Genomic DNA, 21,341 nt, shown 5'->3' with positions numbered 1-21,341 from the left:
NNCCGTCAGCCACTCCACGTCGTGGCCGCCGGCCTCGATCAGGCGGTGGATCAGCTCGTCGCCGTTGTCGGGGTACCCCTCGGCCAGGTACCCCGCCTCCCGCAGCGCGTCCAGTACCCGTACCGCCGAGGCAGGGGTGTCGAGCCCCACCGCGTTGCCGACCCGCGAGTGCTTGGTCGGGTACGCCGTGAAGACGAGCGCGATCCGCTTCTCCGCGTTGGCCTTGTGCTTCAGCCGTGCGTGCCGTACGGCGATCCCGGCCACCCGGGCGGCCCGCTCGGGGTCGGCCATGTACACCGGTACGTCGTCCGGGCCCTGCTCCTTGAAGGAGAACGGGACCGTGATCAGCCGTCCGTCGAACTCCGGGATCGCGACCTGCATCGCCGCGTCCATGGGGGACAGGGCCGCGTCCGACGCGTCCCACGCGGTCCGCGACGAGGTCAGGCAGAGCCCTTGCAGCACCGGGATGTCGAGCTCGGCCAGCGCCCCGATGTCCCAGGACTCCTCGTCCCCGCCCGCCGACGCCTGCGAGGCGTGCGTGCCGCCGGCGGCGAGGACGGTGGCGACCAGGGCGTCGGCGCGCCCCAGGGTCTCGTACAGTCCCGCGTCGGCGCCGCGCAGCGAACCGCAGTACACCGGAAGGGCGTTGGCGCCGTGTGCCTCGATCGCGTCGCACAGGGTGTCCACGAAGGCGGTGTTGCCGCTCAGTTCGTGGGCGCGGTAGAAGAGCACGCCGACGGTCGGGCGGCCTTCCGCGAGGGCGCGGTCGCCGTGGACGCCGTACTCCGGCATCTTCCGCGGTTCCTCGAAGCCCTCGCCGGTCAGCAGCACGGTGTCCGACAGGAACCGGGCCAGCTCGGCCAGGTTCGCCGGCCCGCCCTCGACGAGGTACCGCAGCGCCTCCGCCACCACACCCGCCGGGACCGACGACTCGGCCATCAACTCCGCGTCCGGCACGGCCTCTCCGCCCAGCAGCACGGTCGGGATCCCGGACGCCCGCAGCGCGGCGAGCCCGTCCTCCCAGGCGCGCTTGCCGCCGAGCAGCCGTACGACGGCGACGTCCGCGCCGTCGAGCAGCACGGGAAGCTCCTCGGCGACGTCCACGCGGGTCGGGTTGCCGATCCGGTAGGAGGCGCCCGAGGCACGGGCGGCCAGCAGATCGGTGTCGGCGGTCGACAACAACAACACTGTGCTCATGCGGGCGCTCCCGGTGGGATGAAGGGCAGTCCTCGCGGCGCGCCGGACTCGATGAGCCGCCACAGCGCGTCCGTGTCCGCGTGCTGTTCGATCAGGTCGCCGAGCCGGTCGAGCTGCTCCTCGCGCAGCGCGGCGAAGGAGGTGTCGGCGGCCGGCACGAAGCGGCGGCCCGCGGCGGCCGCGACCTCGCGCAGGAAGGCACGCCGGAAGCCGTCCGACTCCAGCGAGCCGTGCCAGTGCGTGCCCCAGACGGCCCCGACCCGGCAGCCGTCCAGGAAGGGTTCGCCGGCGGTGACCTCGGCGACCCCGTGGTGGATCTCGTAGCCCTCGACCCGTTCGCCCAGGGCCTCGCCCTCCGGCCGGGTGAGGGTCTTCTCGCGGGCGAACCGGACCCGTACGGGCAGCAGTCCGAGGCCGTCCACGTGCCCGGCCCGCGACTCGACCTCGTCCTCGATGTGCTCGCCGAGGATCTGGAAACCGCCGCAGATCCCGAGGACCGGCCGCCCTTCGGCCGCCCTGCGGCGCAGCGCCTCCGCCAGCCCCCGCTCGCGGAGCCACTGGAGCGCCCTGACCGTGCCCCGGGTGCCGGGCACGACGACGAGGTCGGCGTCGGACAGCTCCTCCGGGCGGTCCACGAACCGTACGACGACGCCCGGTTCGGCGGCGAGCGCGTCCACGTCGGTGAAGTTGGACATCAGCGGAACCGCGCAGACGGCGACCCGCAGCACGTCCTCGCCCACCGGGGGCGCCACGGCCGACTCCCGCACCGCGCCCCGCAAGGACACCCGCAGCCCGTCCTCCTCGTCGATGCCCAGCCCGTGCCGGAACGGCAGTACGCCGTACGTGCGTCGCCCGGTGAGCCCGTGCAGCATGTCGAGCCCGGGTTCGAGCAGCGAGACGTCGCCCCGGAACTTGTTGACGAGGAACCCGGCGACCAGCTCCTGGTCCTCGCGGGACAGCAGGGCGAGCGTGCCGAAGAAGGAGGCGAAGACGCCGCCGCGGTCGATGTCGCCGACGACCAGCACGGGCAGCCGCGCGCCCCGCGCGATCCCCATGTTGACGATGTCGGTCCGGCGCAGATTGATCTCCGCCGGACTGCCCGCCCCCTCGCAGATCACCGCGTCGTACGCGTCCCGCAGCTCGGCCAGGCAGTCCAGCACCGTGCCGAGGAGCTTCCGCTGCCGCCCGCCGTGCAGCCTTTTCCCGGGGGACGACCCCCCGGATCCCCCGAAGAACCCGCGCGCGCTCAGCTCGCCGACCGGCCTGCCCAGCAGCACCACCTGGCTGCTCTGCTCGCCGCCGGGCTTGAGCAGCACCGGGTTCATCAGCGCGGTCGGCTCGATCCGGCACGCCTGGGCCTGCATGGCCTGCGCCCGGCCGATCTCGGCACCCCCGCGGGTGACGAAGGAGTTGAGGGACATGTTCTGCGCCTTGAAGGGCGCGACCTTCACGCCCTGCCGCACCAGCCACCGGCAGATCCCGGCCGTGACGACGCTCTTCCCGGCGTCGGAGGTGGTGCCGGCGACGAGCAGTCCGCCGCTCATGACGTGCGTCCCTTCGTCCGGTGGGCGCACAGCAGCCGTGCGCCCGCGCACACGCCGAGCGCGAGCCAGCTCACGCGCCGGGAGAGGCGTACGGTCCGTTCGACGTCCCCCGCCCGGACGGCGCGCCCGGATCCGTTGAGCACCGGGCGGTGCTCGACGCGTCCTCCGTAGGAGAGCGTGCCGCCCAGCCGCACGCCGAGCGCCCCCGCGAACGAGGCCTCGACCGGGCCGGCGTTGGGGCTCGGGTGCTTGCCGGCGTCGGCGCGCCAGGCCCGTACGGCACCGCGTGGATCGCCGCCCGCCACGGCCGCCAGGGCGGCGGTGAGCCGTGCCCCCGGCCATCCGGCGAGGTCGTCGAGGCGGGCCGAGGCCCAGCCGTAGCGGCGGTGGCGGGGGGACTTGTGCCCGACCATGGCGTCCAGGGTGTTGACGGCGCGGAAGCCGACGAGCCCCGGCACGCCGCCCACGGCGCCCCACACCAGCGCGCCCACCACCGCGTCGGAGGTGTTCTCGGCGACGGACTCGACGACGGCCCGGGCGATCCCGTCGGCGTCCAGCGCCTGCGGGTCGCGCCCGCACAGGTGCGGCAGCCGTGCCCGGGCGCCCTCGACGTCCCCGGCCTCGAGCGCCCGTCCGATCGCCCGTGCCTCCCGGGCGAGCGAGGTGCCGCCGACGACGGCCCAGGTGGCGGCGGCGGTCAGGGCGACGGAGGCGGTACGGGAGCGGCGTACGGCGGAGGCGGCCAGCGCGGCCGACGCCACGGTGCCCCCCACGCACACCGCGGTGTGCAGGGCGCCCCAGCCGCGGTGGTCCCGCCACAGCACGTGTTCCACGGCACCCGCGGCACGTCCGAACACGGCGACCGGGTGCCCGCGGCGGGGGTCGCCGAGGAGCAGATCACCGAGGAGGCCGGCCGTGGCGCCGTACGCGAAGACGCGATCGGCACCCATCGGGTCAGCCGATGACGGGTGCGGTCGGGGTGTCGCTGGTGGATCTCGGTCGGCAGCCGCGCATGGCGATATGTCCTCACTCAGGGTGTCCACGCCCTGGTTCGACGAGACCGGCGGCGAGAGTTCCTGGCTCCCGGGGGGTTTCCTCCCCGGTCACAGTGGCGGGACCGCGCCGGATTCGCACCGGCTTCCTCTCCTGCCGCCGTACATGGCCCCGGCAGTCCACCACGCCCCGCGAACACCCGTCAACTTGCCGTTGACCTGCGCAGGCGCGGTGAGATGAGCCCCACACCACCGCGTACGACCGGCGCACGAGAACGCCCGCTCTGCCCGGGACGTCGTGGAGACGTCCCGGGCAGAGCGGGCGATGCGGCTCGTGTCCGCCGGCTCAGGCCGTGATCAGGACATGGTCAGGCCATGATCGGGCCGTGCTCAGGCCACGATCAGATAGATCCCGTACGCCACCGCGGCGGCGCACGCGGCGAAGCAGGCGTAGGCGCCGGTGACCGCGAGCGCTCCGCCGCCGCTGCCCTGGGCGACGGCCCGCTCGCGGCGGGAGAGGCCGGCGATGCCGAGGGTGAACAGGGCCACGAGGCCCACCGAGGCGCCGAGGCTGACGCCGAAGACGGAGCCGAGGGCCGCCCAGTCGATGTTCATGGTGCTTCTCTTCCTTCTGCCGGGACGCGGGCTCAGACGGCGGCGGCCGGCGGGGTCGCCGCGGGGGCGGGCGCGGACGCCTGGGCGGGGATCGTCACCGTGAGGTCCCCGGCCACCGGGGAGGCCGGGGGCGGGGTGACGGCGGCCATGGCCTGGGTGATCACGCCGGCCGGCTCCTCGGCGCCGTCGGCGGGGGTGCCGTCCGCGTGGGTGTCGTTGACGTTGGTGTGGTCGACGACCTCGCGGCGGGAGATCTTCCAGATCGCGGCGCTGGAGGCCACCAGGAACACGGCGACGGCGGCGGTGCCCCAGCTGCCGAGGCGCGTCACGGCCTCCGCGCCGGCTCCGACCAGGGCGGCGGCCGGCAGCGTGAGACCCCAGGCGACGAACATGCGGGTCGCGGTGGACCAGCGGACGACACCGCCCTTGCGGCCCAGGCCCGCACCCATCACCGAGCCGGAGACGACGTGCGTGGTGGAGAGGGAGAAGCCGAGGTGGGAGGAGGCCAGGATGGCGGTGGCCGCGCTGGTCTGGGCGGCGAAGCCCTGCTGCGGCTGGAGGTCGGTCAGGCCCTTGCCCATGGTGCGGATGATGCGCCAGCCGCCGAGGTAGGTGCCGATCGCGATGGCGAGGCCCGCGGAGACGATGACCCAGACGGGAGGGTTGGAGCCGGGGGCGAGGGCGCCGCCGGTGATCAGGGCGAGGGTGATGATGCCCATGGTCTTCTGCGCGTCGTTGGTGCCGTGGGCCAGCGAGACCAGGCCCGCGGAGGCGATCTGGCCGACGCGGTGACCCTTCTCGGCCGCCCTGCCGTCCGACTTCTTGCCGAGGCTGTACGTCAGCCGGGTCGCGAAGAGGGCGGCGATGCCCGCGACGAGCGGGGCGGCGATCGCCGGGATGAGCACCTTGGTGATCAGGGCGCCGCCGTGCACCGCGCCGAAGCCGGCCGAGGCGACGGTGGCGCCGATCAGGCCGCCCATGAGGGCGTGCGAGGAGCTGGAGGGGAGGCCGACCAGCCAGGTCAGCAGGTTCCAGAGGATCGCGCCCACCAGGGCGGCGAAGATGACCTCGGGACGAATGCCGCTCTCGTCGACGAGACCTTTGGAGATCGTGTTGGCGACCTCCACGGAGAGGAAAGCGCCCACCAGGTTGAGCACGGCGGACATGGCCACCGCGACCTTGGGCTTGAGTGCGCCGGTGGAGATGGTGGTGGCCATCGCGTTGGCGGTGTCGTGGAAACCGTTCGTGAAATCGAACGCGAGTGCGGTGATCACCACAATCGCGAGGATCAGCGAGAAGCTTTCCATTTACCTGGCAATCGTTCGAGCGTCATTGGCGCGTTGAACGTAGGTAATCCGGGTGAACAGAAGATGAACTGGGGCGGTCGTCGCGGTGTCCGTTCCTGTGATCCGCCAAGGAGATACCGGTCACTTCCGGGGCGTGTCCTGACAGGATCGGGACATGACGGAGCAGCGGCGGGAACGAGAAGGCGTACGGGAGCGCGCAGGGGGCGCGCGGAGTGCGGCGGAGGTGGCCGACGCGTGGGAGGCGCTCGTCGCGACGGCCCGCCGCACGGTGTCCGACGGGCTGGTCGTCGGCACCTCCGGCAACGTCTCCGTACGCGTGGGCGACACCGTACTGGTCACCCCGTCCGGTGTCCCCTACGACCGGCTCACCCCCGACGACGTGACCGGCGTCGACCTGGAGGGACGGCAGGTGCTCGGCACACTGGTGCCGACCAGCGAGCTGCCCATGCACCTCGCCGTCCACCGCACCACCGACGCCCGCGCCGTCGTCCACACCCACGCCGTGCACGCCACGGCCGTCTCCACGCTCGTCGCCGAGCTGCCGCCGATCCACTACATGACCGGCGCGCTCGGCGGACCCGTCCGGGTCGCCCCGTACGCGACGTACGGCACCGAGGAGCTGGCCCGGAACATGCTGCGCGCGCTCGCCGGACGCACCGGCTGCCTGCTGCGCAACCACGGCACGGTCACCTACGGCACCACCCTCGACCAGGCCTACGACCGCACCGCCCAGCTGGAGTGGATGTGCCGCCTCTGGCTGACGGCGTCGTCCATGCCCGGCCTGACACCGTCCCTGCTGACACCGGAGCAACTGGCGCGGGCGGGGGAGCGGCTGCGGGGGTACGGGCAGCCGGGACGGTAGCGGCCCGTACGGGCGGCGCGGGGATGAACGCCGCCCTTCGGTGGAACTCGCAGGGTCATGTCACCCCGACCCTTCCTCCCACTGGCCCCTGGCCGGATACGCCACGACACTGGTCCCGTGCGCACAGTCACAGCGACGGCCGCGGCCGTCACCGCAGTCCTGGCGGCGGCCGGCGCGACGAGCGTCGCCGCGGGCCGGCTCGCCAGCGACGCCGCGCTCAAGGCGCCCCCGGGCCGGCCGCTGCCCACCGAACCGCGGCTGACCGTCCACGGCACGGCCGCGGGCCAGATCACCCTCACCCGGGACCTGGCCTCCCTGCGCCCCGGCACCTACGGCCTGGCCGGCAACGGCTCCCACGCGGTGGCCGGCCCCGTCCTGCCCGGCGCCCCGCACGGCCCCGACACCGTGGTACGCCGCCTGGAACGCGTCACCCACGGCTCCCTGCACCCCCGCGACAAGGTGTGGCTCACCCCCAACCTGCACGTCGGCAACCCCCGCTCCGCGCTCGGCCTGAACCACGACGACGTGGAAATCCTGGGCGAACTCGGCGCCCTGCCCGCCTGGTTCGTGCCCGGAGTGCGCGAGACCTGGGTGATCGCGGTGCACGGTCTGGGCACCACCCGCGAACTGGCCATGAACATCATGGAGTTCCTGCACGACCGGCACTTCCCGGTGCTGGCCCTCGCCTACCGCGGCGACGCCGGCGCGCCCCGCTCCCCGGACGGACTCAACCACCTCGGCGAGACCGAGTGGCACGACCTGGACGCGGCGATCCGCCACGCGGTGCGGCACGGGGCCGAGCGGGTCGTCCTGCTCGGCTGGTCCACCGGCGCCACGATGGCCCTGTGGGCCGCCCGCCACTCGGAGCTGCGCGAGCGCGTCTCCGGGCTGGTGCTGGACTCCCCGGTGCTCAGCTGGGAGGCCACGGTGCGGGCCCTGGCCCGGGCCCGGCACACCCCGGGGCCGCTGCTGCCGCTCGCGGTGCACGCCGCGCAGGGGCGCGCCGGCCTGTACGGCGACCGGCTCGCCGAGGCGACCGGCCCCGAGGGACTCACGGTGCCGACGCTGATCTTCCACGGCCCCGGCGACCAGGTGGCACCCTGGCAGCTCTCCCGCCGCCTCGCCGACCGCCGTCCCAATCTGGTCGCCCTGCACACGGTGCGGAGCGCTCCGCACGGCGCGATGTGGAACGCCGACCCGGAGGGGTACGAGGAGGCGCTGCGGCGCTTCCTGACGCCGCTGATGTGAGCGGGGGCGAGGGCCGGGGCGAAGGCCGGGGCGAAGGCCGGGGCCCGCGGGCGGGTGGGCCGGGCCGACCGGGTTCCGTTTCGGCCGGTGCCCCGGCCGCCGACGGCCTCGGCCCTGGCCTGACGGCGTCGTGCCGCCCTCCTCCCGGCCCCTGCCCCGGCCCTCTCCGTCGCCCGGCGTGGCATTCCGTTTGGGTTTTCGGACCGTCACCAGGAAGACTGCACCCGTGACGTCCCGTATCCCGCGCGACTCCAGGCTTCGACTCGTCCGCCCACGGCCCCTGGCCGCCGCCCCCCGAGCCGTGAACCAGCGGCACCCGCGCCGCGCCGCGCCGCGCCCCCCGGAGGGCACTCCGGCCCCCGCGGAGCTGGCCGGAATGGCGCGCTCCCGGCTGGCCGGGGCGGCCCGCGTGGCCCGCTGGGCCGACGCCGCCCTCGGTCCCGGCCGCGCCGGGGCGACCGGAGAGGGCACGGCCGCCCTCTCCGACGCGTCCGCCGAACGCGCGGCCGACGCCCTGGGCCTGACCGCCGACCAGGTCCGCGCCGACTGGGACACCGCCCGTCTCGCCGGCCTGATCGAGGTGCACGGCGACAGCGCCCGCCCCGGCTGGCGGCTGCGCGCCTGGAACCGCGACGACAGCGCCGTCCTGCGCGGCTGGGTCGCCCTCTTCGACGCCTGGTCGCTCGCCTGCCCGGAGCCCGGGGGCCACGAGCCCGCCGCCGTCGCCGAGGTCGTCTCGGCCATGCCGCAGGTGCTCTCCTTCCTCCAGCTCTCCGCCGGCCCCGTCCCCGTCGACCAGCTCCTCGACCTCCTCCAGCAGCGCGTCACCGAACTGCGCACCGAACGCTGCGAGATCCCCTACGACCCGCAGCCCGCCCCGGCCACCGAGGCCGGCGAGCCCGTGGGCCCGGCGGCTTCCGACCCCCCGCCCGTCGCCGAGCCGGCCGACGGCGCCGTGCTCGCGCCCCTGCTCGACTGGGCGCTGCGGGCGCTCGCCTCCGTCGGCGCGCTCACCTACGGCGACGGGCAGGCCACGCTCACGCCGCTCGGCAGCTGGGCGGTCTGGGTCAAGCTGGAGCAGATCTGTGTCGCCGCCCAGAGCCCCGCGGGGAACATCGAGCAGTCGGCGGAGGACATGCTCCGCGGCTGCGCGCAGCTGCGGCCGAACGCGGCCCGGGCCGAGTACCGGGCCTGGCTGGCCGCCAGGCCCGTCGGCAGTGCCGTCGCCGGACTGCTCGGTGCCGCCCGCGGCGAGGACGCCCTGCTGCGCGGCCTCGCCTTCGAGGCGCTGCGGGTCGTCGGCGCGCCCGCCGAACCCGATGTACGGTCCGTGCTCGACGAGCCGGCGCTCAGACCGTACGCCCTGCTGTGGCTCGCCGAGCACGACGGCGCCGACGCGGAGGACGCCTACGGGGTCCTCACCCGCGAGGAGGCCACGTGGCTGTGGGTGGACACCGCCGCCGCCGTCGCCGACCACGGCGAGGCCCCCATGCTCGTACGCCACCTGGAGGCCGCGGTGCAGCCCACCGTCCCGGCGCTCCTGGACGAGGTGCGCGCCGTCGGCCACCCCCGCACCGTGCAGGTACTGGTCGCCCTCGCCGCCGCCCACCCCGACCCGGCCCTGGCCAAGGCCGTCCGCCGGGCCGCCTTCCAGGTGCACACCGGCGGCAGCTAGGGCAGCCAGTTCAGCCAGGGCAGCCAGGTCAGCCGGGGCAGCGGGGTCATCCCTCGATACGGGGGGCGTACGTGCCGAAGCTCCAGACGTTGCCCTCGACGTCCCGGGCCATGTAGTCCCGGGAGCCGTAGTCCTGGTCCGTCGGGGGCATCAGGATCTCCGCGCCGTGGTCCACCGCGCGCCGGTGGTGGGCGTCCACGTCGTCCACCACCACGTACACCCCCGCCGGGCCCGCGTCGCGCATCGCCTCGTCGAAGCGGCCGCCGCGGCCCTTCGAGCCCAGCATCACCGCACCGTTGCCCTGCACCAGCTCGGCGTGGTGTACGAGGCCGTCCTCGCCCTCGTACACCGAGAGCTCCGTGAAGCCGAACGCCTCCGTCAGCTGTTTGACGGCCGCCCTCGCGTCCGCGTACAGCAGTGTCGGGTACATGCTCGGGCGTCGTCCGCCGGCCGTGTCCGCCATGCCGATCACTCCCTTGTGCGTCGGTTCTCGCCGGAAAATCCGGTTCGCGGCTCAGTGTGGCACCCGCCACTGACAACGCCCCGCCGCGCACACACGGGAAAACCGCTTGCACACCCCCGTTAGACTTTCCCCCATGGCCATTCTCCTCGCGCATTAGACGGCGGGAACGTCCTCAGCCGCCCATCCCGCCCCCGTCCGCCCAGGAGTCTGTCCGTGATCTCCGCTTCCGGTATCGAGCTGCGCGCCGGTGCCCGCGTCCTCATCGAATCCGCCACCTTCCGCATCGCCAAGGGCGACCGCATCGGCCTGGTCGGCCGCAACGGCGCCGGCAAGACCACCCTCACCAAGGTCCTGGCCGGCGAGGGCATCCCCGCCGGCGGCACCGTCACCCGTTCCGGTGAGGTCGGTTACCTCCCGCAGGACCCGCGCACCGGCGACCTCGACGTGCTCGCCCGCGACCGCGTCCTCTCCGCCCGCGGCCTGGACGTGCTGATCCGCAAGATGCGCGAGAACGAGCAGCGCATCGCGAGCGGCCAGGGAGCCACCCGCGAGAAGGCGCTCAGGCAGTACGAGCGCCAGGAGACCGAGTTCCTCACCAAGGGCGGTTACGCCGCCGAGGCCGAGGCCGCCACCATCGCCGCCGCGCTCAACCTGCCCGACCGGGTGCTCGGCCAGCCCCTGCACACCCTCTCCGGCGGTCAGCGCCGCCGGATCGAGCTGGCCCGCATCCTGTTCTCCGACGCGGACACCCTGCTGCTCGACGAGCCGACCAACCACCTCGACGCCGACTCGATCGTCTGGCTGCGCGACTACCTGAAGACCTACCGCGGCGGCTTCGTCGTGATCTCGCACGACGTCGACCTGGTCGAGACGGTCGTCAACAAGGTGTTCTACCTGGACGCCAACCGCGCCCAGATCGACGTCTACAACATGGGCTGGAAGCTCTACCAGCAGCAGCGCGAGGCCGACGAGAAGCGCCGCAAGCGCGAGCGGGCCAACGCCGAGAAGAAGGCCGCGGCACTCAACGCGCAGGCGGACAAGATGCGCGCCAAGGCCACCAAGACGGTCGCCGCGCAGAACATGGCCCGCCGCGCCGAGAAGCTGCTGTCCGGCCTGGACGAGGTCCGTCAGCAGGACAAGGTCGCCAAGCTGCGCTTCCCCGAGCCCGCGCCCTGCGGGAAGACCCCGCTGATGGCCGAGGGCCTGTCGAAGTCGTACGGCTCGCTGGAGATCTTCACCGACGTCGACCTGGCCATCGACAAGGGCTCCCGGGTCGTCATCCTCGGCCTCAACGGCGCCGGCAAGACCACCCTGCTGCGGCTGCTGGGCGGCGTGGAGCAGCCGGACACCGGCGCGGTCGTCCCCGGTCACGGCCTCAAGCTGGGCTACTACGCGCAGGAGCACGAGACCCTGGACCCCGACCGCACGGTCCTGGAGAACATGCGCTCGGCCGCCCCCGACATGGACCTCGTCGAGGTCCGCAAGGTGCTGGGCTCCTTCCTGTTCTCGGGCGACGACGTCGACAAGCCGGCCGGGGTGCTCTCCGGCGGCGAGAAGACCCGCCTGGCGCTCGCGACCCTGGTCGTCTCCTCCGCCAACGTCCTGCTGCTCGACGAGCCCACCAACAACCTCGACCCGGCCAGCCGCGAGGAGATCCTCGGCGCGCTGCGCACCTACAAGGGCGCCGTCGTCCTCGTCACCCACGACGAGGGCGCCGTCGAGGCGCTGCAGCCGGAGCGGATCATCCTGCTGCCCGACGGTGTCGAGGACCTGTGGGGCGCCGACTACGCGGACCTCGTCGCCCTCGCTTGATCGAACAGTTGATCAACGGCGTATGGATCATTCGGCCTAGCGGTGATCCATCATCTGTGTGAGATCTCCTCATACCGAGGTGTGTCCTCCATCGATTTCACGGCCGAGCCCTTATGTACCAAGGGCTCGGCCGTTCTGCGTCGCTGACCAGGCGTTTCGCGGAAGAACCCGTTCGGCGGCACGGACGCCGTCGCGCGGAATAGTGGATTCCGCTTGTGGGGACGCGCTCCTGTCGTCACAAGCCTGTCTCACGGACCTTGCCGAATGGGTGGCCATCAGGGCCCGGAGGGGTGATCATGAGGGGACCAGAGCGCACTTCCCATGAGGAGGCACGGGTGGCCGAGACTCTGAAGAAGGGCAGCCGGGTGACCGGCGCCGCGCGCGACAAGCTCGCGGCAGACCTGAAGAAAAAGTACGACGCCGGTGCGAGCATTCGGGCGTTGGCCGAGGAAACCGGCCGCTCGTATGGCTTCGTCCACCGGATGCTCAGCGAGTCGGGCGTCACGCTCCGCGGGCGTGGCGGGGCGACACGGGGCAAAAAGACCCCATCGGCCTGACCGGCCACGGGCGGCCCATCGGCTTTCGATGGCGACCACCCGGTCGGTCCACCGGCCGGCCGGGTGGTTACTGTGCAGTCACTTACGATGCCCGCAGGGCATCCACGCTGACCGCACCCATCGGAGGCGCACCATGGCTTCGCCCGAGCACAACCTCGATCCGGTACTCGACAAGGACGGCGTGCGGCTCACCGTCGACGACGCGGTCGCCACGGTGACGCTGACCAACCCGGCCAAGCGCAACGCGCAGAGCCCCGCCCTGTGGCGGGCGCTCACCGAGGCCGGGCGGCTGCTGCCGGGCTCCGTCCGTGTCGTGCTGCTGCGCGGTGAGGGCAAGTCCTTCTCCGCGGGGCTCGACCGGCAGGCGTTCGCGCCCGAGGGCTTCGACGGCGAGCCGTCGTTCGTCGACCTCGCGCGCGGCGGTGACGCCGAGCTGGACGCGACCATCGCCGAGTACCAGGAGGCGTTCACCTGGTGGCGGCGCAACGACATCCTGTCCGTCGCCGCCGTCCAGGGGCACGCCATCGGGGCCGGCTTCCAGCTGGCGCTGGCCTGTGACCTGCGCGTCGTCGCGGACGACGTGCAGTTCGCCATGCGCGAGACCAGCCTCGGACTGGTCCCCGACCTCACCGGCACCCATCCGCTGGTGGGGCTGGTCGGCTACGCCCGCGCGCTGGAGATCTGCGTCACCGGCCGGTACGTGGGTGCCGAGGAGGCGGTGCAGACCGGCCTGGCGAACCTCGCCGTGCCCCTCGACCAGCTCGCCGCGACCGTACGGGACCTGACCTCCGCACTCCTGGCGGCGCCCCGTGACGCCGTCGTCGAGACCAAGGCCCTGCTGCGCGGCGCCCAGGAGCGGACGTACGAGCGGCAGCGCGCCGCCGAACGCGAGGCCCAGGGCCGGCGTCTGCGGGACCTGGCCGGCACAGGGGAGTGAACCCGGTCCGCTTCGGGCGCGCGATCGCGCCGGTCCGCCTACCGTGGTTCGGGGACGACGACCGAAGGGACGTACGGCGATGACCACGGAACAGGACCGGACGAAGACCCCCGAAGCTGAACGGGAGGTCCCGGAGACCTCCGCGACACGCAGGACACAGGCGACCCGGCGCGGTCTGGGAGACCCCGGTACCCGGGGCCGGACCACCATCGCCGACGGCGTCGTGGAGAAGATCGCCGGAATGGCCGCACGCGACGTGGTCGGTGTGAACGCCATGGGCAGCGGGATCTCCCGGACCTTCGGGGCGGTGCGGGACCGGGTCCCGGGCGGCACGAAGTCCGTGACCCGGGGGGTGAAGGCCGAGGTCGGCGAGGTGCAGACCGCGCTCGACCTGGAGATCGTCGTCGACTACGGCGTGTCGATCATCGACGTGGCGCGGGCGGTCAGGGAGAACGTGATCGACGCGGTGGAGCGGATGACCGGTCTCGAGGTCGTCGAGGTCAACATCGCCGTCAGCGACGTGAAGCTGCCGGAGGAAGAGGAGGAGGAACCGGAGCCGCGCATCCAGTGACACGCAGGCGACCGCGGCACCATCGAACCACAGCACCGGCCTAGCAGGTGAGGAGCGCAGGATGAGCATGGCCGTGGTCGGCATGATCGCCGGCATGGCGCTGGGCTTCGCCGGTTACTTCGGCGGATTCGGCGCCTTCCTGCTGGTGGCGGCCCTGGGCGCCGTCGGCTTCGTCGTCGGCCGGTTCCTGGAGGGGGACCTGGAACCCGGCGACTTCTTCCGCCCCCGTGACCACCGCCGGCGGTGACCCGCGGTGAACCCCGAGCCCGGTGAGCGCGGCGCCACGGCGATCGCCGACCGCGTCGTCGCCAAGATCGCCGCACAGGCGGCCCGCGAGGCGCTCGGCCCGCTGCCGCCGGACGCCGCGCCACCGCACGCCACGGTGGTCGTGCACCACGACGTGGCCCGCGTCCGGATCCTCCTCGACCTCCCCTACCCGCGGGACATCGGCGCGTGCTGCCGCGCGGTGCGCCGTCAAGTGACCGAGCGGGTAGGCGCATTGGTGGGAATGCGGGTGCCGGAGGTCGCCGTCCGGGTGGAACGGCTGCACCTGGCACCCGCGCACGGCGCGGCACGGGGGAGGACGTCATGAGCGAGACCCCGGGCTCTCAGAGCACCACGCAGCCCCTACCGGTCATCGAGAAGGACGACACCCTCGGGCGGCCCGAAGCCCCCGACACCCACGAACCCCCGCCCGTCCAGGACGGCGCGGACGGCCGCGGCGGCCGCTTCTGGTCGGCCCGCCGGGTGCCCGCCGGCATCGTCGCCCTGCTGCTCCTGATCCTCACGGGCGTGTTCCTGTACGACATCGCGGCCGTACGCGCCCACCGCTCCGCCCTGACCTGGCGCCGCGAACTGGCCCGGCAGCTGGCCGGGCGCCCCCTGGACGACGCCTGGGTACGCGTCGGCGCGGGCGTCGCCGCTCTTCTCGGCCTGTGGCTGATCGTGCTGGCCGTCACCCCCGGCCTGCGCCGCCTGCTGCCGATGCGGCGCACCCACCCCGAGGTACGGGCGGGGCTGCACCGCAACGCCGCCGCGCTCGTGCTGCGCGACCGGGCCATGGAGATCTCCGGAGTGCGGTCGGTCCGCGTACGGCTGCGCCGCCGCCGGGCCGACGTACGCGCGGTCTCGCACTTCCGGGAGCTGGAGGAGGTCCGAGCCGACCTGGACACCGTGCTCGCCGACGCGGTCGCCGGACTCGGACTGACCCGGCCGCCCGCCCTGTCGGTGCGCGTCACCCGGCCAGGACGGAAGGGGTGAGACCTGTGCTCAGGATCGTCAACCGGGTGCTGACCGGGCTCGTCGGGCTGGTGCTGCTGGTCGTCGGCGGATCGGTGCTCGCCCTCGGGCTGGGCCTGCGGCCGCCCTCCTGGTGGATCCACCGGGGCCCGCACGACGTACTGCTGAGCACCGCCGAGCGGACCCGGTGGCGCGAGACCGGCTGGTGGTGGCCCGCCGTCCTCGGCGGCCTGGCCGTCCTGTTCCTGCTGGCCCTGTGGTGGCTGATCGCCGTACTGCGCCGCCGCCGGCTCGCCGAGGTGCTGGTCGACACCGGCGACGGCGAGACCGCCCTGCTGCGGGGCCGCGCCCTGGCGGACGTGCTGGCGGCGGAGGCCGAGCAACTGGACGGCGTGTCCCGCGCCCACGTCCACCTCACCGGCCGCCGCGCCACCCCCGCGACCCACGTCCAGCTCCTCCTGGAACCCCACGTGGACCCGGGAACGACCCTGACCGACCTCACGACTCGGTCCCTTGCTCGAGCCAGGGACTCGGCCAACCTGGAGAGCCTCCCGGCAGAGGTGAGACTGAGCAGCGTCAAGCACCGCGCGGAACGGGTGAGCTGACCCACCCGAGGGGCGCGGGGCCGTGTCGGTCGGCCAGGCGCTAGAAACCGTGCCGGGCCCCGCCGTCGACCGGCAGCATCACACCCGTGAGATAGGACGCCGCGGGCGACAGCAGAAACGCGGCCGCCCGGCCGAACTCGGCCGGCGTCCCGTACCGCCGCAACGGCACACGCGACTCACTCGCCGCCCGCGTCGCCTCAGGATCCGCGGACAACGCATCGAGCTCGCGCACGCGATCCGTGTCGATGCGCCCCGGCAGCAGTCCCACCACCCGGATCCCCCGCGGCCCCAACTCGTCCGCGAGGGACTTGGCGAACCCGGCGAGCCCGGGCCGCAGCCCGTTGGAGATGGTCAGCCCGGGAATCGGCTCGTGCACCGACGAGGACAGCACGAACCCGATGACCCCGCCCGGCTCCAGTTCGGCCGCCGCCGCGCGGGCGAGCCGCACCGCGCCCAGGAACACCGACTCGAACGCGGCCTGCCACTGCTCGTCGGTGTTGTCGGCGACGAAGCCGGGCGGCGGCCCGCCGACGCTGACGAGGATGCCGTGGAAGCCGCCGAAGTGCTCCCGCGCCGCCGCGATCAGCCGCGCGGGGGCCTCGGGGTCCGCGTTGTCCACGGTCACCCCGACCGCGTTCGGGCCCAGCTCGGCCGCCGCCTCGGCGGCCCGCTTCCCGTCCCGTCCGGTGACGACCACCTTCGCGCCGTCCGCGACGAGCTCGCGCGCGGCGGCGTTGCCCAGTCCGCGGGTCGAGCCGGTGACGACGTACACCCGGTCCTTCAGTCCAAGATCCATGACATCTATCCTGCCCGTTCCTCCCCGTACAGGGCGAGGGCTGTGTTCACCAGGCCGATGTGGCTGAACGCCTGCGGGAAGTTGCCGAGCTGCCGTCCGGGCGTCCCGTCGCGGCCCACCTGGTACTCCTCCGCGAGCAGCCCCACGTCGTTGGCGAGGCCGACCAGCCGTTCGAACAGTTCCCGGGCCTCCTTCGTACGGCCGGTCATGTGCAGCGCGTCGGCGAGCCAGAACGAGCAGACCAGGAAGGTGCCCTCGCCGCCGGGCAGCCCGTCGACGCCGGTCGTGTCGGTGCTGTAGCGGCGTACGAAGCCGCCCTCGCCGAGTTCCGCGCGGACCGCGTCCACGGTGCCGACCACGCGCGGGTCGCCGGGCGGCAGGAAGCCCACCCGGGGGATGAGCAGCAGGGCGGCGTCCAGTTCGCGGGAGCCGTAGGACTGGGTGAAGGTGTTCCGCTCGGCGTCGTAGCCCTTCTCGCACACCTCGCGGTGCACCTCCTCGCGCAGTGCCCGCCAGCCGTCCATGTCCCCGCGCAGCGACGGGTTCTCCTCCAGCGTGCGCACCGCGCGGTCGGCGGCCACCCACACCATCACCTTGGAGTGCACGAAGTGGCGCCGGCCGCCGCGCACCTCCCACAACCCCTCGTCGGGCTGCCGCCAGGCCCCGCGCAGAAAGGTCAGCAGCGCGCACTGCATCGACCACATGTGCGGTTTGGTGGACAGTCCTGAGCGCCGGGCCAGCGACAGCGAGTCCATGACCTCGCCGTACACGTCGAGCTGGAGCTGTCTGACGGCGTCGTTGCCGACGCGTACGGGCGCGGAGCCGGCGAAGCCGGACAGCCACGGCAGCTCGTACTCGGGCAGCCGCCGCTCGCCCGCCAGGCCGTACATGATCTGCAGGTCGGCCGGGTTGCCGGCGACCGCGCGCAGCAGCCAGTTCCGCCACGCCTCGGCCTCCTCCTGGTAGCCCGCCGACAGCAGGGCGCCCAGGGTGAGGGTGGAGTCGCGCAGCCAGCAGTAGCGGTAGTCCCAGTTGCGTACGCCGCCCGGTTCCTCGGGCAGGGAGGTGGTGGGGGCGGCGACGATGCCGCCGGTGGGGGCGTAGGTGAGCGCCTTGAGGGTGATCAGGGAGCGGACGACGGCGTCCCGGTGCGGTCCGTCGTAGCGGCAGCGCGCCGCCCAGGCCCTCCAGTCCTCGACGCTGTGCTCCAGCGCCTCGTACGGGTCGATCAGCGGCGGGCGCGGGTCGTGCGACGGGTGCCAGGTCAGGACGAACGCCACCTTCTCGCCGGCGGCGATCGTGAACTCGGAGTGCGTGCCGAAGTGCTCGCCCCAGGTGCGGACCGCCGGCTCGCTGCGCAGCCACGCCGAGTCCGGGCCGGCGACGGCCACCCGGTGGCCGTCCGATCGGCGCATCCAGGGGACGATCGATCCGTAGTCGAAGCGCAGCCGGAGCGTACTGCGCACGGTCACCCGGCCGCTCAGGCCCTCCACGATCCGTACGAGGTCCGGTGCGCGGTCGCGCTGCGGCATCAGGTCGGTGACGCGTACCGACCCGTCCGGGGTGTCCCACTCGGTGTCGAGGACCAGGGTGTCGGGGCGGTAGGCGCGGCGGGCGCAGGGGCCGGGGGCGCCCTTGGGGGCGATGCGCCAGTGGCCGTTGTCCTCGTCGCCGAGCAGCCGGGCGAAGCAGGCGCCGGAGTCGAAGCGGGGCAGGCACAGCCAGTCGACGGAGCCGTCCCTGCCGACCAGTGCGGCGGTCTGCTCGTCGCCGATGAGCGCGTAGTCCTCGATCCGCGGGTGCACGGATGACCGGATTCCCGGCGGACGCGGGCGGCAATCAGGGACGTGCCGCGCGGTGGGGACGGTCCGTGACCTGTTCGCTACACCGACGCCGGTTCCGTCTCCTGCGCCCCCGCCTGCGCCGCCGCCTGAGCGCGCTCGCGGGCCTCGCGGCGCAGCAGGACCACCCAGCCGACCGGGACGCCCGCCGCGAACAGCCACCACTGGACGGCGTACGCCAGGTGCGGGCCGATGTCACTGTGCTCGGGTTCGGGCAGCAGTTCGGGGCTGCCGTCCTTGGGCACGGGGGAGGTCAGCTGGACGTAGCCGCCGAGGACCTCCTCGCCGAGCCGCTCGGCCTGCTGGACGCTGTTGATCAGCATCACCTGGCGCTCGGGCAGGCCCTTGACGTTCTTGATACCGCTGTCCGCGGTCGTCTCGTCGGGCATCAGCCGGCCGGTGACGGTGATCTCGCCGCGCTCGGGCGCCGGGATCTTCGGGAACGCCGTCTGCGAGGCGTCCGCGGGAACCCAGCCCCGGTTGACCATGAGGACCTTGCCGTCCTCGAGGACGAAGGGTGTCAGCACGTGGTAACCGACTTTGTCGTCGGCGTTGGTGCGGCGGCGCACGACCTCTTCGTTCGCGGTGTCGAAGTGGCCCTTGGCGGTGACCTTGCGGTACAGGTCGGCGTGTTTCACCGTCGCGCCGGGCGCGGTCAGCGACTCGGCCGGGACCGGCCTGGCCGCCAGCGAGGCGGAGATCACCTCGTTCAGCGCGACCCTGTGCTCATGGCGGTGCAGCTGCCAGAAACCCAGCCGTATCATCGCCGGGATCAGTGCGATCGCGACGATGGTGAGGATCACCCACTGGCGGGTCCACAGGAAGCGGTACACCCCACGACGGTACCTCCCGGGCCGCGGGGTGTTTTCGGCAGGGGTGTCCCGGGTGTCCTCACACGTGGTCGACGATTCCGACCCTCCCCTCCGCGCGGGCGCAGTGGGCGCCGCAGTACCAGTGGCCCTCGACCTCGACACCCTGCCCGATGATCTGCACGCGACAGTGCTCGCAGATGGGTGCCATGCGGTGGATCGCGCAGGCGAAGCAGTCGAAGACGTGCACCGCGCCCTGGGCGTGCACCTCGAAGGTCATTCCGTAGTCATTGCCGCACACTTCGCATCTCGCCATGCGCCACAGGGTGAGCCGTGGCCGCCGCACGGGCGAGCGGGCGGCGGGCGAGTCGTCCGGCAATCACCCGGACGCCCGTCAACGGCCGTCCGCCGGCTCCACGTCCCCGAGCAGCTGCCCGAACGCCGCCTCGTCCACCACCGGAGTGCCGTACTGCCGCGCCTTGACCGCCTTCGACGTGCCCGAGTCCGGGTCGTTGGTCACCAGCAGGCTGGTCAGCCGGGACAGGCTGGTGGCCACGTGCAGCCCGGCCTCCACGGCCCGGTCCTCCAGCAGCTCGCGTTCGGTGGAGGTGTCCCCGGAGAAGGCCACCCGCATGCCCTGCTTGAGGCGCTTGCCCGCTTCGTAGCGGCCCGGGTTGGGGTGGGGGCACGCGGGCCTCTTGCGGGACGGGCGCCAGCTGCTCTGCCGGTAGCCGCCGTAGCCGCCCGACGACTGCCGGGGCGCCGGCCGGTCCGACCACTCCGTCAGCGGCCGGCACTCCAGCAGCGGCAGCCGCACCCCGCCCGCGGCCGCGGCCCGCAGACTCGGCCGGAACGCCTCCGCCAGCACGCGCGCGTCGTCCAGCGCGTGGTGCGCCCGCCGCTGTATGACACCGAAGTGCGCCGCCAGCGACTCCAGCTTGTGGTTGGGCAGCGGCAGGCCCAGCTCCTTGGCGAGCGCGATCGTGCACAGCCGCTGCCGCACCGGCGCCTCACGCTCCGCGCGCGCGTACTCCCGCGCGATCATCTGCCAGTCGAAGACCGCGTTGTGCGCGACGAGCACACGGTCGGCCAGCCACGACCCGAACTCCTCCGCGATGTCCGCGAACAGCGGCGCGCCCTCCAGGGTCTCGCTCGTCAGCCCGTGGATCCACACCGGCCCCGGATCCCGCTCGGGGTTGACCAGCGTGTACCAGTGGTCCTCGACCTCACCGCGCGCGTCCAGCCGGTAGACCGCCGCGGAGACGATCCTGTCGTCCCGCGCCAGGCCGGTCGTCTCCACGTCGACGACCGCGTACCCCTTCGGATACGCGGCCGGCCACGGCGTGGCGGAAAACCCTGCGAGCGTGCGGTCTTCGAGCATGGTCCCTGAGGATACGGTCCCCGACTGACAGCCTCGCCCCCCGGTGGTCCCGCACCGGTCCGGCGAAGGGTGGTCCGCGGGGCCGGTACGGCGGCTGACCGCCGGTCAGAGGTCTGCGCGACGGGCGAACTGTGCGATTCTCCGTTCTGTGACGGAACCGACGGAACCGACGGAACCAACGCACGACGAGGCGCACGGGGGTGCGCTCGGGGCGCGGCTCAACTGGCTGCGGGCCGCCGTCCTCGGGGCGAACGACGGCATCGTGTCCACCGCGGGACTCGTCGTCGGTGTGGCCGGCGCGACGGACTCCCGTTCGGCGCTGCTGACGGCCGGGCTGGCCGGGCTGCTCGCGGGGTCGATGTCGATGGCGGCGGGGGAGTACGTGTCGGTGTCGACCCAGCGGGACTCGGAGATGGCCGCGCTGGCCCTGGAGAGGCGGGAGCTGCGCGAGCAGCCCGAGGCGGAGCTGCGGGAGCTGACCGACATGCTTCAGGAGCGGGGCCTGTCGCGCGACGTGGCCCGGGAGGCGGCGGAGCAGCTCACCGCGCGGGACGCGCTGCGGGCCCACGCGCGCGTGGAGCTCGGCATCGACCCCGACGAACTGACCAATCCCTGGCACGCGGCCTGGGCGAGTTTCCTGGCGTTCACGGTCGGCGCGCTGCTGCCCCTGCTGGCGATCGTGCTGCCGCCGCCGGGGTGGCGGCTGGGCGTCACCGTGCTGTCCGTCCTGGCCGCCCTCGTCCTCACCGGCTGGAGCAGCGCACGGCTGGGCGCGGCCAGGCCCGGCCGTGCGGTGCTGCGGAACGCGGGCGGCGGGGCGCTGGCCATGGCGGTGACCTACGCGGCGGGGTCCTTGCTGGGGGCGGCGGGCGTGTGACGGCACCCCGCCC

The 21,341-nt window shown here is 73.4% G+C and carries 23 protein-coding genes, 1 pseudogene and 1 riboswitch; of the genes and pseudogenes, 13 read left to right on the top strand and 11 right to left on the bottom strand.

What is annotated here, in order from left to right; genetic code table 11:
* Positions 1-2 precede the first annotated feature (2 nt).
* The 3 genes from RH94_RS45620 to RH94_RS35060 form a co-directional block, all read right to left on the bottom strand.
* On the bottom strand, positions 3-1,197 hold a 1,195-nt coding region (locus RH94_RS45620), incomplete at its 3' end, for a cobaltochelatase subunit CobN (RefSeq protein WP_234426263.1).
* Entirely contained in the window at positions 1,194-2,741 is a 1,548-nt protein-coding gene (locus RH94_RS35065; protein WP_073952345.1) for a cobyric acid synthase, read from the bottom strand. The genes RH94_RS35065 and RH94_RS45620, both read right to left, overlap by 4 nt.
* Entirely contained in the window at positions 2,738-3,691 is a 954-nt protein-coding gene (locus RH94_RS35060; RefSeq protein ID WP_073952344.1) for a cobalamin biosynthesis protein, read from the bottom strand. Before RH94_RS35060 ends, RH94_RS35065 begins: the two co-directional genes overlap by 4 nt.
* Before the next feature lie 120 nt (positions 3,692-3,811).
* A riboswitch (cobalamin riboswitch) is annotated at positions 3,812-3,885 on the bottom strand.
* 113 nt (positions 3,886-3,998) lie between these two features.
* On the opposite strand from RH94_RS35060, the pseudogene RH94_RS46875 reads away from it, so the two are divergent.
* Positions 3,999-4,112: pseudogene (locus RH94_RS46875) on the top strand (hypothetical protein); the annotation flags it as partial.
* A gap of 11 nt (positions 4,113-4,123) precedes the next feature.
* Here the strand turns inward: RH94_RS46875 and RH94_RS35055 are convergent.
* Together RH94_RS35055 and RH94_RS35050 are read right to left on the bottom strand one after the other, a co-directional pair.
* The gene (locus tag RH94_RS35055) at positions 4,124-4,348 is read right to left on the bottom strand and encodes a hypothetical protein (protein WP_073952343.1); all 225 of its coding nucleotides are present in this window, start codon (positions 4,346-4,348) and stop codon (positions 4,124-4,126) included.
* A gap of 32 nt (positions 4,349-4,380) precedes the next feature.
* On the bottom strand, positions 4,381-5,655 hold the full coding sequence (locus RH94_RS35050; protein WP_073952342.1) for an inorganic phosphate transporter: 1,275 nt from the start codon (positions 5,653-5,655) through the stop codon (positions 4,381-4,383).
* 154 nt (positions 5,656-5,809) lie between these two features.
* Between RH94_RS35050 and RH94_RS35045 the strand changes: the two genes are divergently transcribed.
* The 3 genes from RH94_RS35045 (at position 5,810) to RH94_RS35035 (ending at position 9,440) form a co-directional block, all read left to right on the top strand.
* Positions 5,810-6,517 (top strand): class II aldolase/adducin family protein, encoded by a 708-nt coding sequence (locus RH94_RS35045; RefSeq protein ID WP_073952341.1) that lies wholly within the window; start codon positions 5,810-5,812, stop codon positions 6,515-6,517.
* 117 nt (positions 6,518-6,634) lie between these two features.
* Positions 6,635-7,765 (top strand): alpha/beta hydrolase, encoded by a 1,131-nt coding sequence (locus tag RH94_RS35040; RefSeq protein ID WP_073952340.1) that lies wholly within the window; start codon positions 6,635-6,637, stop codon positions 7,763-7,765.
* Between the two features lie 226 nt (positions 7,766-7,991).
* Positions 7,992-9,440: a hypothetical protein gene (locus RH94_RS35035; protein WP_199881127.1), complete on the top strand. Its 1,449-nt coding sequence runs from the start codon at positions 7,992-7,994 to the stop codon at positions 9,438-9,440.
* A gap of 46 nt (positions 9,441-9,486) precedes the next feature.
* Here RH94_RS35035 and RH94_RS35030 read toward each other — a convergent pair whose 3' ends face one another.
* Positions 9,487-9,903: a VOC family protein gene (locus RH94_RS35030; protein ID WP_073952338.1), complete on the bottom strand. Its 417-nt coding sequence runs from the start codon at positions 9,901-9,903 to the stop codon at positions 9,487-9,489.
* 213 nt (positions 9,904-10,116) lie between these two features.
* Between RH94_RS35030 and RH94_RS35025 the strand changes: the two genes are divergently transcribed.
* The 8 genes from RH94_RS35025 (at position 10,117) to amaP (ending at position 15,624) form a co-directional block, all read left to right on the top strand.
* A complete protein-coding gene (locus RH94_RS35025) occupies positions 10,117-11,715 on the top strand; it encodes an ABC-F family ATP-binding cassette domain-containing protein (protein WP_073952337.1) in 1,599 nt (532 codons plus the stop codon).
* A gap of 335 nt (positions 11,716-12,050) precedes the next feature.
* Entirely contained in the window at positions 12,051-12,272 is a 222-nt protein-coding gene (locus tag RH94_RS35020) for a helix-turn-helix domain-containing protein (RefSeq protein WP_229885776.1), read from the top strand.
* A gap of 133 nt (positions 12,273-12,405) precedes the next feature.
* Positions 12,406-13,209, top strand: a complete 804-nt coding sequence (locus tag RH94_RS35015) for an enoyl-CoA hydratase/isomerase family protein (protein ID WP_073952336.1) — start codon at positions 12,406-12,408, stop codon at positions 13,207-13,209.
* 79 nt (positions 13,210-13,288) lie between these two features.
* Positions 13,289-13,780: an Asp23/Gls24 family envelope stress response protein gene (locus RH94_RS35010; protein ID WP_073952335.1), complete on the top strand. Its 492-nt coding sequence runs from the start codon at positions 13,289-13,291 to the stop codon at positions 13,778-13,780.
* Between the two features lie 61 nt (positions 13,781-13,841).
* Positions 13,842-14,027, top strand: a complete 186-nt coding sequence (locus RH94_RS35005) for a hypothetical protein (RefSeq protein ID WP_073952334.1) — start codon at positions 13,842-13,844, stop codon at positions 14,025-14,027.
* 6 nt (positions 14,028-14,033) lie between these two features.
* Entirely contained in the window at positions 14,034-14,372 is a 339-nt protein-coding gene (locus tag RH94_RS35000) for an Asp23/Gls24 family envelope stress response protein (RefSeq protein ID WP_073952333.1), read from the top strand.
* Positions 14,369-15,040 (top strand): DUF6286 domain-containing protein, encoded by a 672-nt coding sequence (locus tag RH94_RS34995; RefSeq protein ID WP_073952332.1) that lies wholly within the window; start codon positions 14,369-14,371, stop codon positions 15,038-15,040. Before RH94_RS35000 ends, RH94_RS34995 begins: the two co-directional genes overlap by 4 nt.
* Complete coding sequence (gene amaP / locus RH94_RS34990; RefSeq protein ID WP_079189308.1) at positions 15,037-15,624, top strand: alkaline shock response membrane anchor protein AmaP; 588 nt, start codon at positions 15,037-15,039, stop codon at positions 15,622-15,624. The genes RH94_RS34995 and amaP overlap by 4 nt, the downstream gene beginning before the upstream one ends.
* Before the next feature lie 40 nt (positions 15,625-15,664).
* Here the strand turns inward: amaP and RH94_RS34985 are convergent, their stop codons facing one another.
* From RH94_RS34985 to RH94_RS34965, 5 genes are all read right to left on the bottom strand, one after another.
* Positions 15,665-16,420: an SDR family oxidoreductase gene (locus RH94_RS34985; RefSeq protein ID WP_073952330.1), complete on the bottom strand. Its 756-nt coding sequence runs from the start codon at positions 16,418-16,420 to the stop codon at positions 15,665-15,667.
* Between the two features lie 5 nt (positions 16,421-16,425).
* Positions 16,426-18,225, bottom strand: coding sequence for a glycoside hydrolase family 15 protein (locus tag RH94_RS34980; RefSeq protein ID WP_073952329.1), 1,800 nt, complete (start codon positions 18,223-18,225; stop codon positions 16,426-16,428).
* A 77-nt stretch (positions 18,226-18,302) separates the two neighbouring features.
* On the bottom strand, positions 18,303-19,094 hold the full coding sequence (locus tag RH94_RS34975; protein WP_073952328.1) for an SURF1 family cytochrome oxidase biogenesis protein: 792 nt from the start codon (positions 19,092-19,094) through the stop codon (positions 18,303-18,305).
* Positions 19,095-19,152: 58 nt separating this feature from the next.
* Positions 19,153-19,386, bottom strand: a complete 234-nt coding sequence (locus RH94_RS34970; protein WP_073952624.1) for a hypothetical protein — start codon at positions 19,384-19,386, stop codon at positions 19,153-19,155.
* Between the two features lie 78 nt (positions 19,387-19,464).
* The gene (locus RH94_RS34965) at positions 19,465-20,451 is read right to left on the bottom strand and encodes a DEDDh family exonuclease (RefSeq protein ID WP_073952327.1); all 987 of its coding nucleotides are present in this window, start codon (positions 20,449-20,451) and stop codon (positions 19,465-19,467) included.
* Positions 20,452-20,599: 148 nt separating this feature from the next.
* Here RH94_RS34965 and RH94_RS34960 point away from each other — a divergent pair, with 148 nt between their 5' ends.
* Positions 20,600-21,328, top strand: coding sequence for a VIT1/CCC1 transporter family protein (locus RH94_RS34960; RefSeq protein WP_073952326.1), 729 nt, complete (start codon positions 20,600-20,602; stop codon positions 21,326-21,328).
* Positions 21,329-21,341 lie beyond the last annotated feature (13 nt).

The organism is Streptomyces kebangsaanensis (genome assembly GCF_001906585.1).
Classification (GTDB): domain Bacteria; phylum Actinomycetota; class Actinomycetes; order Streptomycetales; family Streptomycetaceae; genus Streptomyces; species Streptomyces kebangsaanensis.
Note: the sequence above shows the minus strand (reverse complement) of the source record. Positions and strands in the feature narration are given on the sequence as shown.

Coding starts and splice junctions, on each gene's coding strand:
- RH94_RS35055 (WP_073952343.1), bottom strand. CDS start 4,348: ATGAACATCGACTGGGCGGCCCTCGGCTCCGTCTTCGGCGTCAGCCTC.
- RH94_RS34985 (WP_073952330.1), bottom strand. CDS start 16,420: ATGGATCTTGGACTGAAGGACCGGGTGTACGTCGTCACCGGCTCGACC.
- RH94_RS35065 (WP_073952345.1), bottom strand. CDS start 2,741: ATGAGCGGCGGACTGCTCGTCGCCGGCACCACCTCCGACGCCGGGAAG.
- RH94_RS34970 (WP_073952624.1), bottom strand. CDS start 19,386: ATGGCGAGATGCGAAGTGTGCGGCAATGACTACGGAATGACCTTCGAG.
- RH94_RS35015 (WP_073952336.1), top strand. CDS start 12,406: ATGGCTTCGCCCGAGCACAACCTCGATCCGGTACTCGACAAGGACGGC.
- RH94_RS34995 (WP_073952332.1), top strand. CDS start 14,369: ATGAGCGAGACCCCGGGCTCTCAGAGCACCACGCAGCCCCTACCGGTC.
- RH94_RS35045 (WP_073952341.1), top strand. CDS start 5,810: ATGACGGAGCAGCGGCGGGAACGAGAAGGCGTACGGGAGCGCGCAGGG.
- RH94_RS34965 (WP_073952327.1), bottom strand. CDS start 20,451: ATGCTCGAAGACCGCACGCTCGCAGGGTTTTCCGCCACGCCGTGGCCG.
- RH94_RS35060 (WP_073952344.1), bottom strand. CDS start 3,691: ATGGGTGCCGATCGCGTCTTCGCGTACGGCGCCACGGCCGGCCTCCTC.
- RH94_RS35030 (WP_073952338.1), bottom strand. CDS start 9,903: ATGGCGGACACGGCCGGCGGACGACGCCCGAGCATGTACCCGACACTG.
- RH94_RS35050 (WP_073952342.1), bottom strand. CDS start 5,655: ATGGAAAGCTTCTCGCTGATCCTCGCGATTGTGGTGATCACCGCACTC.
- RH94_RS35010 (WP_073952335.1), top strand. CDS start 13,289: ATGACCACGGAACAGGACCGGACGAAGACCCCCGAAGCTGAACGGGAG.
- RH94_RS35005 (WP_073952334.1), top strand. CDS start 13,842: ATGAGCATGGCCGTGGTCGGCATGATCGCCGGCATGGCGCTGGGCTTC.